Origin of the sequence: Agarivorans sp. B2Z047, assembly GCF_023373605.1 — a bacterium.
GTDB classification, from domain to species: Bacteria; Pseudomonadota; Gammaproteobacteria; order Enterobacterales; family Celerinatantimonadaceae; genus Agarivorans; species Agarivorans albus.
The window spans coordinates 3,424,644-3,439,705 of the sequence record NZ_CP088080.1 but is presented as its reverse complement, the minus strand read 5'-3'; the positions used below and the strand labels follow the sequence as shown (position 1 = coordinate 3,439,705).

At 44.5% G+C, this 15,062-nt stretch carries 13 protein-coding genes; 5 read left to right on the top strand and 8 right to left on the bottom strand.

Annotation, left to right across the window (positions count from 1 at the left end):
* Positions 1–7: 7 nt before the first annotated feature.
* The 6 genes from LQZ07_RS15615 to LQZ07_RS15590 are packed head-to-tail and all read right to left on the bottom strand — an operon-like array spanning position 8 to position 6,729.
* On the bottom strand, positions 8–1,597 hold the full coding sequence (locus LQZ07_RS15615; RefSeq protein ID WP_152781124.1) for a BatD family protein: 1,590 nt from the start codon (positions 1,595–1,597) through the stop codon (positions 8–10).
* Entirely contained in the window at positions 1,598–3,331 is a 1,734-nt protein-coding gene (locus tag LQZ07_RS15610; RefSeq protein ID WP_152781122.1) for a VWA domain-containing protein, read from the bottom strand.
* The gene (locus LQZ07_RS15605) at positions 3,324–4,328 is read right to left on the bottom strand and encodes a VWA domain-containing protein (protein WP_152781120.1); all 1,005 of its coding nucleotides are present in this window, start codon (positions 4,326–4,328) and stop codon (positions 3,324–3,326) included. Before LQZ07_RS15605 ends, LQZ07_RS15610 begins: the two co-directional genes overlap by 8 nt.
* Positions 4,321–4,866 (bottom strand): DUF4381 domain-containing protein, encoded by a 546-nt coding sequence (locus tag LQZ07_RS15600; RefSeq protein ID WP_152781118.1) that lies wholly within the window; start codon positions 4,864–4,866, stop codon positions 4,321–4,323. Before LQZ07_RS15600 ends, LQZ07_RS15605 begins: the two co-directional genes overlap by 8 nt.
* Positions 4,859–5,773 (bottom strand): DUF58 domain-containing protein, encoded by a 915-nt coding sequence (locus LQZ07_RS15595; RefSeq protein WP_152781116.1) that lies wholly within the window; start codon positions 5,771–5,773, stop codon positions 4,859–4,861. Before LQZ07_RS15595 ends, LQZ07_RS15600 begins: the two co-directional genes overlap by 8 nt.
* Positions 5,773–6,729 carry a MoxR family ATPase gene (locus LQZ07_RS15590; protein WP_016403435.1) on the bottom strand — a complete coding sequence of 319 codons (957 nt, stop codon included), beginning with the start codon at positions 6,727–6,729 and terminating at the stop codon, positions 5,773–5,775. Before LQZ07_RS15590 ends, LQZ07_RS15595 begins: the two co-directional genes overlap by 1 nt.
* A 180-nt stretch (positions 6,730–6,909) precedes the next feature.
* Here LQZ07_RS15590 and fadI point away from each other — a divergent pair, with 180 nt between their 5' ends.
* The 3 genes from fadI (at position 6,910) to LQZ07_RS15575 (ending at position 10,647) form a co-directional block, all read left to right on the top strand.
* On the top strand, positions 6,910–8,217 hold the full coding sequence (gene fadI / locus LQZ07_RS15585; RefSeq protein ID WP_016403434.1) for an acetyl-CoA C-acyltransferase FadI: 1,308 nt from the start codon (positions 6,910–6,912) through the stop codon (positions 8,215–8,217).
* A complete protein-coding gene (fadJ, locus tag LQZ07_RS15580) occupies positions 8,217–10,340 on the top strand; it encodes a fatty acid oxidation complex subunit alpha FadJ (protein ID WP_152781114.1) in 2,124 nt (707 codons plus the stop codon). The genes fadI and fadJ overlap by 1 nt, the downstream gene beginning before the upstream one ends.
* Before the next feature lie 109 nt (positions 10,341–10,449).
* Positions 10,450–10,647 carry a hypothetical protein gene (locus tag LQZ07_RS15575; RefSeq protein ID WP_152781112.1) on the top strand — a complete coding sequence of 66 codons (198 nt, stop codon included), beginning with the start codon at positions 10,450–10,452 and terminating at the stop codon, positions 10,645–10,647.
* 34 nt (positions 10,648–10,681) lie between these two features.
* On the opposite strand, the gene LQZ07_RS15570 is transcribed toward LQZ07_RS15575, so the two are convergent.
* A complete protein-coding gene (locus LQZ07_RS15570; protein WP_152781110.1) occupies positions 10,682–13,468 on the bottom strand; it encodes an insulinase family protein in 2,787 nt (928 codons plus the stop codon).
* 159 nt (positions 13,469–13,627) lie between these two features.
* Here LQZ07_RS15570 and sixA point away from each other — a divergent pair, with 159 nt between their 5' ends.
* On the top strand, positions 13,628–14,092 hold the full coding sequence (gene sixA, locus LQZ07_RS15565) for a phosphohistidine phosphatase SixA (RefSeq protein ID WP_152781108.1): 465 nt from the start codon (positions 13,628–13,630) through the stop codon (positions 14,090–14,092).
* Between the two features lie 185 nt (positions 14,093–14,277).
* Positions 14,278–14,487, top strand: a complete 210-nt coding sequence (locus LQZ07_RS15560; protein WP_016403429.1) for a DUF1107 family protein — start codon at positions 14,278–14,280, stop codon at positions 14,485–14,487.
* 47 nt (positions 14,488–14,534) lie between these two features.
* On the opposite strand, the gene smrB is transcribed toward LQZ07_RS15560, so the two are convergent.
* Positions 14,535–15,059, bottom strand: coding sequence for an endonuclease SmrB (smrB, locus tag LQZ07_RS15555; RefSeq protein WP_152781106.1), 525 nt, complete (start codon positions 15,057–15,059; stop codon positions 14,535–14,537).
* Between the last annotated feature and the right edge of the window lie 3 nt (positions 15,060–15,062).

The window sequence follows — 15,062 nt, the reverse complement described above, 5'->3', positions numbered from 1 at the left end:
TTTTATATTAAGGATTGAGCGAGGAGAGCCCTTCTTCTCGCTCTTTTTTGCCTTGGCCTTGCTTCTTTAAGGCTTGGCATTGCTGGAAAAACGCGAGTAAATCAAAGTCTGTTTTATCATCGCTCGCCCAGTTCGCGGCGCTAATTTCTTTATGCAGTGCGGCAAAGCTACTAGTTAGCTGCTGTTTATTTATCCACTTAGCTAATGCTTGCTCAGCTTGCAGCTTTTGGCCCGCTTTACAGGCCGCAGCAAATTGTGACCAGTAGTCATCATCTAAATCTACTGCGCTAGCTTCTGGCGCTAGTTGAGCCTCTTGCTTGGTATTGCTGCTTTTACGTTTTATCACCCATACCAACAACGCAAGGGTAATTATCCATGCAAGGGCGAAAAACCAAGTCCACAATGAGGTGCTAGGTTTTTCTTGCACTTCTGGGAGAGCTTGTTGATTGCTCGGTAACGATTGCAGCTGCTGATTTACCGGAGCCGCCACTACGGTAATGGTTCGCGGTGTTATATCGGCACTGGCTTGTTGATCTTTGCTTAAATCCCACCAAGGTAGTGACCAGCCAGGGAGAGTAAGTTCGCCTTCGTTTACTGGTATCAGTGCAACATTTAAACTGCGCTGCGCAAACACTATTCCATCTTTAACTATGGTGCGGTCTTGGTATGCTTCTGGGTAAACTCGAAAATCTTCTCCGTAATCAATATCAATTTCCGGCAGTTGATCCTCGGTTATTCCAGCAATGGTTAAGTTGATAATACGGGTAAAAGCTTGGCCTTGTTGGTAGTCACTTTGCAGTGGTTGAATTTCTTCATATAGCAATAAGTCATTAGAGGGTAGCCACGTACCAGGAAAACTTGCCGGTGGCGCTTTTACTTCTAAAGACAAGGTTTGCGCGGCAATGTCTACCGGCCTTGCTCGGCGGTTGATGTCGTTGGCTAGGCCGCTTAAACGTGGCCCTTTTACTTCAAATTCACCGGCCTTTTCTGGGGTGACTAACCAGTGACGGGTAAGGGTGCGATAACGTTTGCCATCAATTATTTCTAAATCTTGCTTGTCGTCACCTAGCTTTTCTATTTTGGCGCCGAGCATGCTGGGCGCGATAATATTGGCTTGGTCTAGGCTATTTGCTACCCAAATCTTGGCGGTATAGGTTACTGGCTGGCCAATGTAAACCTGAGCATTATCCAAGCTTACTTCCATACGTACCTGGTCTTTACTTGGCTCTATGGCTGCAATGGTTTTGGCTTTAAGTTGTATAGGCGTTGTATTTTGCCCACCAATATTAAAACTAGGGATTAGGTAATTCCCTTCTTCGCGCACCAATAGGGTTGTGGTCCAGCGAGTTTGGGTAGATGATTCACCATTAATGCTGGTGTGTTGGCGGCTAGTTGAAGTACTGCCTACTACAAACTTTTGCCTTAACAATACCGATGAGTCAAATTCACTGGCTGCCAAGGTATCGTCGGCCACAATTTCTAGCGTAAAGGCTTGTCCAACTGCCACAGGATTTTGACTAACCGAAGCGGTAACTTTAGTCGTGGCATAAGCATTAAAGCTAAGTAAAAGAATAAAAATTACACTAAGCGCTTTCACTTACCAGTTCTCCTGATTACTAGGCTGACGACGACGTTTTTGATATTCAAGGTACATTTTATTGCGAAGCAACAAACTTGGGTCATTAGGTAGATCCTCGAGCCATTTCTGTAACTCTTCTTGGTCACTCGGTTCACCTTGCGAGTTATTGGCTTGCGCGCTTTGCTCAGGCTCTTGTTCTTCATTTGACTGTTCTTCGCCGGCTTGCGCCTGTTGTTGCTGTTCAGACTCTTGCTCGGATTGTTGCTCAGAAGGCGATTGTTGGTCTTGATTCTCTTCTGCTTGGGAATCGTCCTGCTGTTGGTCACCTTGTTGTTGAGACGAGTCTGACTCTGATTGCTCATCAGAATCCTCAGAGTCTTGCTGTTGACCCGATTGCTGTTGATTTTGCTGTTGCTGTTGTTTCAGCTTTTCTGTGATTTCTTTGTTGATTTTCGCCTTTTCAAAGTCAGGCTTTAATTTGAGAGCTTCATCGTAGGCTGCTATGGCTTCGTCATATTCTCCAAGCATCGTCGAAGCAAGGCCTTTGTTGTACCAACCTTCAGCGCTGGTATCTTGAGAAAATAATTCTTTGGCTTGTTCGTAGTTTCCAGCCTTAAAGTGGGACGAAGCTTTCCAATTTGGATCGGTAAATAATTCAGCAGCTTCGCCATAGCGTTCTTCTTCAAAAGCTTGTTGTGCTTGTTGAGCTTGATTTGTCCACACCGAGTTAGCCAGAGCGGGCTTCGGTAGGGCAAAAATACTAACACATAAACTAACTAGCAATAGCTCTGCCCGGCGTACGCTATTTAGTAGCATCAACAAAATAAAAGGCAGCAGATAAAAGCCAATATCTTTTCTCACCTGCGCTTGTTGATTGCTTTGTTGTTCGCTATCAAAATTGCGGCTGCGTAAGGAGCTTAGTTTCTCAATATCGCTATTATCAGCACTAATCAGTTGGCAAATACCGCCGGTGTTTTGGCAAAGTGGCAGGAAGTTATCTGCTTCTAGCTTGGCAATAACAATGCTGCCGTATTGGTCTTTTAGCATGCTGCCATCTTCTAGAGGAATGGGCGCTCCTTCTTCGGTGCCTAAGGCCAACATAGAAAAACGTAAATTATGTTGTTGCAAGCTACTTAAGCTTAACTGCATTTGCTGTTCTGTAAGTCCGTCCCCAATCACTACTACATCGCCTTGCGCGTAGCCTGCTTGTTTTATTAATTCGGCAGCTTGCTCAATGGCGAGATTAAGGGCCGAACCATGAGCGGGCATTAACTCTGGTTTTAGGTGGGGAACTAGGTTGGCAAGCGTATTGGTATCGCTACTTAAGGGGCTAAGTACAAATGCGTCGCCCGCATAAGCAATAAGTGCGGTTTCACCATCTTTCCATTGCTCGAGTAAATCTAGTGCTTTGTACTTCGCCAGTTCAACTCTATCAGGTTTTACATCTCGCGCTCGCATCGAGTAGGACATGTCCATAATTAACACACGGGCAGAGCCTTCGCGGTAGAGTGGTACGTTGTCACTAATAATGCTTGGGCCACTTAAGGCTATTAAAATCAGAGCCAGTAAGGCGGCTAAAGACCATTGGGAGCGTTTGCTTTGTTTTGGAGAATCTACCAAATATTTAGCAATGCCTGGGCTAAGTAGTTTGCTCCAAGCAGATTGCTCGCGCTGCTGCTTTTTAAACAACAGCAGTAATAAAAGTGGGCTAAGCAATAGCCATTCTGGACGCAATAAGCTTATATCAAACATTGCTTGCCTCCTGATTAAAACGGCGCATTAGCATCGGGCTGGCTAAACTAGCCACTAATAGCAAGGTTGCTAACGCCAAGGGCCAATAATACAACTCGTATTGCGGGCGGTAGAACTGCTGAGCTTCTGAGATTGGATTTAAGGCATTTATCTCTTGGTAAATTTTCGAAAGATCTTCGGTGCTGCGTGCTCGGTAATATTGACCACCAGTCATTTCAGCTATTTTTATCAACGCGCCTTCGTCGAGGTCTTGCGACGGGTTTATCTTACGTGCGCCAAATAAAGTTTGTTGGTAAAGCTCGTCGGCGCCCACACCAATGGTGTAAATCACCACTTGATTCTTGGCTGCCATCTCTGCGGCTTGCATCGGGTCAACCGAGCCAGAAGTATTTTGGCCATCGGTAAGTAGAATAAGGATCCGCTGCTCTGCTGGGTGGTTCATTAGTTGTTTAATACCTAGACCGATGCCTTCACCAATAGCGGTTCTGTCGCCAACTAAACCGTGTACTAGCTCTTTTACTTGAATTAGCAAGCTGTCTAAATCAAAGCTTAGTGGGCTGGCTAAATAGGCATGGTCGGCAAATAAAATCATGCCTAAACGGTCGCCGCGGCGTTGTTCAATAAATTCGCTAAGCAAAAACTTAAGGGCTGTTAGCCGGTCTACCGCTTCACCATCAAGTTGCATATCTTTGATTTGCATACTGCCCGACATATCAACCGATAATAATAAATCGCGGCCTTGCTCATTTAAGCCTTGGACTTCGTCGTCTAGCCATACTGGACGTGCTAAAGCAGTAATGCACAAAATCCAAACTAACCATTTAAGGCCAATTTTTAGTGGGCTATTGGTTTTTTCCAAAGCAGCTTGCTGTTGGGTAAAAGGCAAACTGCTGTTTAATAATACTTCGCTTTGTTGTTGCTTGGCTTGGCTGAATTTTTCTACCAACCAAAGCACAGGAACAAGCACAAATACGTAAGGCCAGACAAACTCAAACATCGCGGCCTCCCTTATTTTTGCCATTCAAGTGTTGTTTGGTGTTTTGCTGATGCCTACCAAAGCCAAATAAGCTGGCCATACTTAGCGGCGGTCTTAGCTGTTTAATCCACTGTTCGCCAAGTTGAATACATTGCTGGGCAGAATCCGATGGGGTAGCTGAGTACAAGGCTTGCTGCCAAGTATCTTGTAGCTCTGAGAATGCAGCTTGGTTTCTCCGTGAAGTACTGTCTAAAAAGGCTAACCATGCTTGACCATTTAGCGAAGCGACTTGTTGACGTGGGTAATAACTCAAGGCCAAGCGCTTCATTAATACGTTGAGCTCAGCCAAGGTGGCTGGTTGTTGCTTGAGCTTAAGCAATGCTTCACGTCGAGGTTTATCTAAATACCAAAAACGCCAAGCTGCAAATAGCAGCAAGCTAAGTGAAAGTATGACCAGTACACCAAGTAGCCACCAACCAATGGCGGGTAGGGCGGTTTCGTAAGTTGTGGGTAAAATGATGTCTTTTAAATCAACTAGAGGATTAGTTTGCTCAGGCATAGTCCTGCCACTCTAAGGCTGTTGAAAAATGCTGATGAGGAATGCGAGCTTGTTGCAGCATTTGCTCAATCTGTTGTTGGCGCAGATTGGCCAAACGCTTAAATTGCTGCCTAAACGCTTTGTTATCTGGCTGCAAATATCCCTCGCTATTGCCGTTGCTTACTTGCAGTTGCATTGCGGTATGCGCTTTGGGCAGTTGTTGCTCCAAAGGATCGCTAATTTGCCAAGCAAACACTTGGTTATGGCTAGCTAAGCGCTGCAAATGTAAGGAAGCTGCTTTGTCAAAATGGTAAAAGTCGCTAATTAAATGCACTTGGTAGCCGGTTTTTACTAACTGGCATAAAGTCTCTAGATTGTGAGTTGGCGACGAGTCCTGCAGTTGCTGCTCACTTAAGGCGGCAAATTGTTGATTGTGCACATCAACGATGCTTTGTAGCTGGGCTAACCAATGGGTTTTACTGGCTGCTGGTTTTTGGTTGTGGGCTTGCTCACCTAAATGCAGAGTTAAGGCCACGCGCTCACCCAATTGTTGAGCATTCCAACCTAAACAGGCCGCCAGCTCACTCGCGAATACCGACTTGAGTTTGTCACCGCTGCCAAAATACATTGAGTGTGATAAATCTAGAAAGATAAACACTGGATGCTCGCGGTCTTCTCGAAACAACTTGGTATGAGTTTTACCGGTACGCGCCGTTACTCGCCAGTCGATGCAACGAATGTCATCTCCTGGTTGATAATGACGCACTTCGTCAAACTCCATGCCTCGTCCTCGAACTTTGCTTAAGCGATTTCCATGACGGCTACTACTCACTTGGCGCCAGGGAGGCATGTTTAAATGAATAGCACGCGCTTCAATCAACTGTTCAATCTGTAAACTTACCGGCGATTGGCGACTAATGGTATCCATTAGGCAAAGGCCACCAATTCAAGTAAACGTTGGATAACCGCATCGGCTTGAATCCCTTTGGCTTGCGCTTGGTAGCTAAGCAATAAGCGATGGCGCAATACCGGATAAGCCAATTGTTGGATATCTTCTGGGCTTACAAAGTCTCGACCATCAAGCCAAGCTTTGGCGCGAGCGGCGCGGGCTAATGAAATGCTGGCACGTGGGCTTGCACCAAACTCTAACCACTGACTAAATTCGTCGGTGTAGCGCTCTGGTTGTCGAGTAGCCACCACTAAATCAACAATGTATTGGTTAAGCTGAGGTGCGATGTGAACTTCCATAATCGCTCTGCGTAGAGCAAATAGCTTTTGTTGAGTGAGCGGTTCTGGCTGACGTAAGTGCACTTGCTTGGCTTCACGTTCAGTAAGTTGCAGAATTTTGAGTTCGTTTTCTGCATCAGGGTAGTTCAAACACAGCTTAAACATAAAGCGGTCTAGTTGCGCTTCTGGAAGTGGGTAAGTACCTTCTTGCTCTATCGGGTTTTGAGTAGCCATTACCATAAACAGTTTGGGCAGTTTATAGCTGTTGCTACCTACCGTGATTTGCTGCTCGGCCATGGCTTCAAGTAAAGCCGATTGCACTTTAGCAGGGGCACGGTTAATTTCGTCCGCCAATACTAAGTTGTGAAAAATAGGCCCTTTCTGAAAGCTAAAGCTGGCAGTCTCTGGGTGAAACACATCGGTACCGGTTAAATCTGCAGGTAATAAGTCTGGGGTGAACTGGACTCGATGAAAATCACCTTCTATACATTCCGATAGTGCTTTTACCGCTCGGGTCTTAGCAAGGCCTGGAGGACCCTCTACTAATATGTGCCCGTCGGCTAATAAAGCGATAAGTAATTGATTAATAAATTCAGTTTGGCCAACTATGCTTTGGTTAAGGTAATCTCTAATGGCCGATAGTGTGTTGTTACTCATTTGATCCTCTGAATTGTTCATCGCATGCGGATGATAAAACACTCTTCAGTTAGGCTCAAAAAATTTCCTTTAAATTTGACGGCTTACTACTAGTTTTAATCGCTTGTTTGAATTATGTGAAGAAATGGTTAATATAAAGCTTATGAGGTCTGACCTCTTAACTCGTTAAGGATAAATTGAATGCACCAACAACAATCTTTACAAACGGCGAATGGCGCACGCATAGCAGTAGTTGCGGGTTTGCGTACTCCATTTGCGCGTCAAGCCACAGCCTATCATGATGTACCAGCCGTAGATCTTGGGAAAATGGTGGTTAATGAATTAATTAAGCGTGTAGATCTAGACGTGAAAGAGATTCAACAACTGGTATTTGGTCAAGTGGTACAAATGCCTGCAGCGCCAAACATTGCCCGTGAAATTGTTTTGGGTACTCCATTAGATGTGTCTACTGATGCATATAGTGTTTCTAGGGCTTGTGCTACTAGTTTTCAAGCAACGGTTAACGTGGTTGAGTCCATTATGGCTGGCACAATTGATTGTGGTATTGCTGGTGGTGCAGATTCATCTTCAGTGTTACCTATTGGAGTGAGCAAAAAGCTAGCTCGCAGTTTACTTGAGCTGTCTAAAGCCCGCAGTGCAGGGCAGCGTTGGAACATTATTAAAAAGCTAAGAATTAAAGACTTAGCGCCAGTTCCTCCTGCAGTTGCTGAGTACTCAACCGGTATTTCCATGGGACAAACCGCTGAGCAAATGGCCAAAACGCATGGCATTAAACGCGCCGACCAAGACAAGTTAGCTGCACGTTCACACCGCTTAGCGCATCAGGCTTGGGAAGAAGGTAAGTTGGACGACGAAGTAATGACCGCTTACCCAGAGCCTTTTAAAACCTCTATCAGCCGTGACAATAATGTGCGCGGTGACTCAAGTGAAGAGAAACTGGCCAAACTAAAACCCGTATTCGACCGCAAGCATGGTTCGGTAACTGCCGCTAACGCTACACCGCTTACCGATGGTGCCGCAGCGGTGTTACTTATGCGAGAAGACAAAGCCAAAGAGCAAGGTTTACCTATTCTAGGTTACATAAAGAGTTATGCCTTTGCTGGCATCGATGTATGGGAAGACATGTTAATGGGGCCTTCTTATGCAACCCCAATTGCTTTAGACCGCGCAGGTATTGGTTTGCAAGATTTAGACTTAATTGAAATGCACGAAGCCTTTGCAGCTCAAACCCTAGCTAACGTTAAAATGTTTGCCAGTGACGAATTTGCTAAGTCTATTGGCCGAGATAAAGCCTTGGGCGAAATTGACATGGAGAAGTTTAACGTAATGGGTAGCTCAATTGCTTATGGTCACCCGTTTGCCGCTACTGGTGCGCGAATGATTACGCAAATGCTTAACGAGCTTCGTCGTCGCGGTGGTGGTTTAGGTTTAACCACTGCCTGTGCGGCAGGTGGTTTGGGCGCGGCAATGGTTTTGGAGGTTGAATAATGGAACAGCAAACTTTCACCTTAACGATTGAACAGAATATTGCGCTGCTAAAAATTGATGTACATGGTGAAACCATGAACACCTTAAAAGCCGAATTTGGCCCCGAGCTGGATGCCATATTGGATGACTTAGCTTCTCAGTCTCAACTTACTGGTATGGTGGTTTACAGCGGAAAGGCTGATTCGTTTATTGCTGGCGCTGATATTGGTATGTTGGACAGCTGTGATACAGCCGCCGATGCGCAAAAGCTCTCACAAGACGGACACAAAGTTTTCGCCCGCTTAGCTAAGCTACCGTTTCCGGTTATCGCTGCTATTCATGGCCCATGCTTAGGCGGTGGCTTAGAAGTTGCTTTAGCCTGTGATTATCGAGTATGTAGTAACGATGATAAAACCAGCCTAGGCTTGCCCGAAGTGCAGCTTGGTCTGTTACCCGGTGGCGGTGGTACTCAACGCTTACCAAAGCTGGTTGGTATTCAACAAGCTTTAGAGATGATGCTTACTGGCAAACAGTTACGCCCCAAGCAAGCCCTAAAAAGTGGCTTAGTGGATGAAATGGTACCAAACAGCGTACTGCTAGATGTTGCCAAGAAGTATGCAGGCAAAGCTAAACGTAAACCAAAACCTAAACTAAGTACCATTTCAAAGTTATTGGAAGGTAACCCGGTTGGTCGCAATGTGTTGTTTTCTCAGGTAACCAAGCAAACCATGAGCAAAACGCGTGGCAATTACCCAGCGCCTAACGAGATCATTGCCTGTGTTAAAGCAGGGATTGAGAAAAACACCGAGGCCGCATATCAAGAAGAAGCCAAGCGTTTTGCCAACTTAGTGAAAAGCCCTGAGTCAGCTGCCTTGCGCGGCTTGTTTTTTGCGTCGAATGAACTGAAAAAAGAAAGCTTGTTTGAAGGCGTGTCGCCACAAAAAATTAATCAAGTTGCTGTTTTAGGTGGTGGTTTAATGGGAGCGGGCATTGCTTTTGTGTCGGCGACCAAAGCTAAAGCACAAGTTCGTATTAAAGATATTAGCGAAAAGGGTGTGTTAGGCGGCCTAAATTACGCCTATAAGTTGTTAGATAAAAAGCGTAAACGCCGGTTTATCACTAATGCCCAGTTGCAGCAGCAAATGAACAACATTACCGGCGGAACAGATTTTGTTGGCATGCAAAATAGCCAAATTGTGGTGGAAGCAGTATTTGAAGATTTAGCGCTTAAGCAACAAATGGTGGCTGATATTGAAGCCAATTGTAATCATAAAACGATTTTTGCCAGCAATACCTCTTCATTGCCTATTGGGCAAATAGCGGCTAAAGCTGAGCGCCCAGAGCAAGTGATTGGTCTGCATTACTTTAGTCCAGTAGAAAAAATGCCTTTGGCTGAAATTATTCCGCATGCTGGCACTAATGAGCAAACCATTGCCGATACAGTAGAGTTTGCTCGTAAGCAAGGTAAAACTGCAATTGTAGTGAAAGATGGCGCAGGCTTTTACGTAAACCGTATTCTTGCGCCTTACATGAATGAAGCCGCCATGTTGTTGCTAGAAGGGCAGAGCATTGAACATTTAGATAAAACGCTACTAGATTACGGCTTCCCGGTTGGCCCAATGACCTTGCTTGACGAAGTAGGCATCGATGTAGGTTCTAAAATTGCTCCGATTCTCGAAGCTGAGCTAGGTGAGCGTTTTAAAGCGCCAGATGCATTTGCCAAACTTATCGATGATAAGCGCTTAGGTAAGAAAAACGGTCGAGGTTTCTATCTCTACGGCAAAGGTAAAAAAGCCAAAGCTAAGCAAGTTGATGAAAAGGTGTACTCAGTACTGGGTGTTAAACCTAAAACCTCACTCGATGCTGCTACCCTGTCTAAGCGTTGTGTTTATATGATGCTTAATGAAGCAGCGCGCTGTTTAGATGAAGGTGTTATACGCAGTGCTCGAGATGGTGATTTAGGCGCTATTTTCGGTATTGGCTTCCCACCTTTCTTAGGTGGTCCATTCCGCGCTATGGATAGCATTGGTATTGCTAACTTGGTGAAAGAACTACAAGCGATGGAATCAAGCTACGGTGAGCGTTTTAAACCTTGCGAAGCCTTGATTGCAATGGCTGATAAAGGTCAAAGCTATTACGCTTAAATTGTAAAGTAAGCATAACAAAAGCCAAGGTGAATAATTCGCCTTGGCTTTAGTGTAATTAAGACATTTCTGTTAACATCTTCACCCTGTCTGTATTAGAGCGAGTAGTATGTTTTTCGTTTTGTTGTTGTCAGTCTGTTTTGGGCTATTTTTCTACGTAGAAGCTATTAAGTTTTCTTTGCCGCGATGGCGTTGGACATTGGTGGGCTTATTGTTTGGGCCACTGTGTATGCCACTGCTCTGGACGCATCAAAAGCTTAACGTAAAGCGCAGCCAAGGTTTTAACGATAGCCGAATGAAGGCTTAATTCAGCCTTCACTGTTTTTAGTTTCTTATCTCTTCTAGTTATAACAATAAATTGCTGAATCACTCTGAAACTCACTACGGCTTTTAACTACTCGCACTGTCTCTAAATGGTGGGTATTTAAAGGCTCTGCTTGCTGCTCACTTGCTCCATGGTTGTATACGATAACCCGGTCTCGCTGCTTGCTTTTTAAGCTCATCATAAATCGGACGAGGTCCACCCGCTCAAGCCGTTCAATGCATTCCGCTGCACGCTGGCGCTGATTGAAGGTCAAATCTTTGTTGCCGATGCTTACCCAAAAACGCTGAGCACGGGTTCGCATATTGCTTTCGCGCTCTAGTATTTGGGCTATTAGCCCTTGTTTACTTTGTTGCCATTGCGCGTCACTTAGCTCAAACATCAGCACCGGGAACTCATCCAAAAAGTCGTTAATGGCATCGAGCAGTGTTTGCGGTTGCCCATGTGGTGATTGCACATAGAAAATAATGCCGGGGTGGCGATTAAGCGGCAAGTTGCCCGTTCCCACAATGTAACCTAGCTGCTGCTTGGTGCGTAACTCATTGAAGAAGGTTGAGGTCATAATGTGGTTACTTAGGGTAAACAAGGCAATGCTCTCAGGGCTTAAGTCTCGGCTTTGGTAATAAATCATTAGCGCCGAGTCATTTTGCTGACAATTAATTTCGTATAACAAGCTTCCCTGATCTTTAATGCTAATAAGCTTTCTTGGTGTTTCCTTTGAAGGGCTGGTATCTGGAGATATTTCTTGCTGAATAAACTCACCCAGCTCTTCAATTGTTGGTTCCGACCAATTGCCGTAAGCCAACATTTCTATATGAATGTTTTGATATAGCTTGGCCACAAAGTCGGGCAGCTCTTCTAATTGAACGTCTTCTAGCTCTTCGAGTAAGGCGCTAGGCGGCGGGTTGTTCGGTTGCAACAACGAGGTTAGCTCGCTAAACAGTTGTGAAATAGGTTTAACTTGCATCTGGTTTTGCCAGTGTTTTGCTAACTGCTGCTTAATTATGCCAAAGCGCTTACGCTCAAAATGACCAAATAAGCGGTTATTCATGATCATCTTGAGTAGCAAGATTTGTTTGTCACTAAATCCAGACAGGTGCAAGGTGTAGCCACCTTGATGGGCATAAAGCTGGTAAGACATGCCCGCAATCTCGGCTTGGTAAGTCATCTCGCTGAGATGATCTAGCATCAACTCTACCATTAAGCGCGTGCAAACAATGTTGCGCACTGAAGCTACCGCATGTTTTGAATCTACAGACACATACAAATGCCCTTTAGGAACTCTAAATTCTGGTTCATTGCTAAACCATAAGCGAAAGCCTGGTTTATCAAACAGCAATCTAGGTTCAGCTTCTTGTTCTTGTGGCTCAACCAACGGCGATTGGTTAAAAGACAAAAATGGATTGCTGGCCGGTAGTTGCAAACTTTCTAACTCACCTGGTGATTGCCAGCGTTTGATACGCTCAGGTTCAATGTGTTTTACCGAATAGGGGGTGTGGTACCACTTAGCTATTTTATCTCCCTTAACATTGGGTGATACCAAAGTAATACGCATTCTCTCTGGGACAATTTGTTTTAAGCATTGCGAGATAAGAGCTTGGTCGTAGTTCTCCATGGCGTAATCGCCATAGATAACATCGTCTGCGGGATAATGCTGTAAGTTAATGGCTAAGTGAGAGACTAAGTCGATAGCCCGTGATTTTTCCTGATAAAGGAAGGCTCGTTCAAATACTTGCTGTTTTTCGCTGTAGCGCCAAGCTTGTAAACCATGTTGGCGAATCATTTCCAAGTAACTGAAGCTCGCGTCGATGATTGAGTCAATACAGTTTAAACCTTCATCGGTTAAGGAGTAGCTAATGCAAAAATCCTTAAAATTGCTGCCACTGACTCCGCCACCCGCAGCCATAGAGTTAATTAAACCAGCATGGCGCAATAGAGCCACTAGGCTACCGGGCCCTTCATAGCCTAAAATATGCGCAATATAAGTGAGAGGCTTTTGTCGATAAAGTGAATCCATGTCGCCAAAGCCAAAAGATAAAGTGAGCTTTTTCAGATCTTTAACCGGCTGAATATGGGTTTCTAATGCCAGGTTCTCAGGTAAATAAAAGGGGGCTATTTTTGGCTTATTTACAGCAACTTTTGGAACAGCGGAAAAGAGTTGCCGCACGTGGGCTTCATTTTGGTCAAGCTCGTGGGGGCTAAGCACTGCTAGCGACATTAAATCGGCCGAGTAGTGCTGTTGATAAAAGGCGATTAGGTCGTCTCTAATCGATGTTTCACCATCACTTAGGGTATCTAAGCTACCTACAGAAAACTGACTAAAGGGATGATCGGGATTTACCGTTTCTTTATGCACTTGGTAAATGCGGCGTACATCGTCTTTTATTTTTAGTTGGTACTCAGAGTTAACCGCTTGTCGTTCACGCTCAACCAGCTCTGGGTTAAAACACGGGCAGATGAAAAACTGGCTAAAACGGTCAAGCGCTTCGTCAAACCAGTCGTTATCAATATCGAAATAGTAATTGGTGTGTTCGGTGCCTGTCCACGCGTTATTGCTACCGCCATGGCGGTTTATAAAACTTTGGTATTCACCTGCTTTAGGATAAGAATCTGTTCCCAAAAAAAGCATATGTTCTAAAAAGTGAGCCAAACCTTCACGATTCTTGGGATCGTTAAAATGGCCAATATTCACCGCGAGAGAAGCAGCAGACTTTTGCGCTGTTTCATCTTGTACTAACAAGACCTTAAGACCATTGTCTAAAGTTATGTAACGATATTGTTTTGGATCGTTAGGGCTAGTGCGCAAGGCAACATTCCTTGTTTATGGCGATAGTATGATTATCAGTCGCTTAACTTGGTCTTGCAAACTCTGATGGATGTTTTGTGGCATATCAATTAAATTAGCAGCCAAAATTAGTAAGCTTAGACGTTTAACACGTCTCAATTAATTAAGAAGAGCCCTTTTATGCAAGTATTTATCATGCGTCATGGTGAAGCCGAAATGTTCGCTGCTAGCGATAGTGAGCGAGCACTAAACCAATCTGGCTTAAATGAAGTAGGTAAAATGGGGGCGTATTTAGCGGATAAACTAGCACAATTAGATTATGTATTAGTGAGCCCATATTTGCGTGCCCAGCAAACATGGCAGCGCTTGGCTAAAAGCTTACCGGAAGCGGTTAAAGTGATCGAATTAAACGAGCTAACGCCTTCTGGCGATGAAGTAGCCGTGGTGAGCTTAATTAACGAACTTGCTTTAGAGCAACCTCAAGGTAATTTGCTAGTGGTATCTCATTTGCCGTTAGTGGGCTTTATTGTTGAAGGCCTAGTGGCTGAAGCTGGTGCTCCGTTATTTAGTACTGCGGCTGTTGCTGAGTTGCAAGTAGGGCAAGAAAACAGCTTTATCTCACTGCAACACCCGATAAGCTTGTAGTAAAACAAACTTATCAACCGGTTAGCTGTTTCCTGTTGGTGTATTGCTCTAAATCTCAAAGGTTCCCAGTTTTTTGTGCTTTTGAGATCTTCTTCGCGGAACAGTGAATTGCTGCCGATTTCCTTAGAATTCGCCAATATCTCCTAGTAGTATTCGTTTTGTCAAAACAGCAGTGGACATAATGAATGAAAATATTTTCCCGTTATTCTCCAGTTAAAATTGCCCGTTACGTTAAAGCGTTTTTTAAAGGACGCTTGTATATTCAAGGACGAGGGGCATACGAGTTTAAAAATGGTAAATTAGAAACTTTGGCAAATCACAAAACCACTAAACACCGGCAAACAGTGGCAGAAGTGAACCAACACATCGACGAATTTAAGAATAAAGCCGCTTAACAATAGGCTTTGTTTAGAAAGTAGAAACCACTCTTCGGAGTGGTTTTTTAGTTTGGAGAACTAATTAACACTAACAACGCACTAGAGCCGCCGTGTATTTTGGGAGCCTGATGAAAGGCGAGTACTTCCGGATGTTGCGCTAACCATTGCGGTACTTTAGTTTTGAGGATTTGTTGACCATGGCCATGCATTATAGAAGCAACGTGGTAGTGCTGTTGCTTGCACTCAATGATTAACGCGGCAATTTCTTGTTTTGCTTGGAGCTGAGTAAGGCCGTGTAAGTCGAGCAAAATCTCAGGGGAATAATCTCCACGACGGAGCTTTTTTAGCTCATAGGGATCGCATTCATCACTTTGCCACCGCATTGGCCCTTCGTCTGGTAGCAAAGGGTGATACTCATCAGAAAAGAAGAATTGGCTATTATTTAAGGCCGCATGTTGCTGTTTTTCCCTTTGTTGGCTTTTTTGCTTGATTCGAGTGGGCTCAAGACTTATTTTATCTTGTTTTATCTGGCGAACGCCTTTGAGCGCTTCTTTGAAAGCAGCGAAATCTTCGTCAGTTGGTTTTTTCATCTT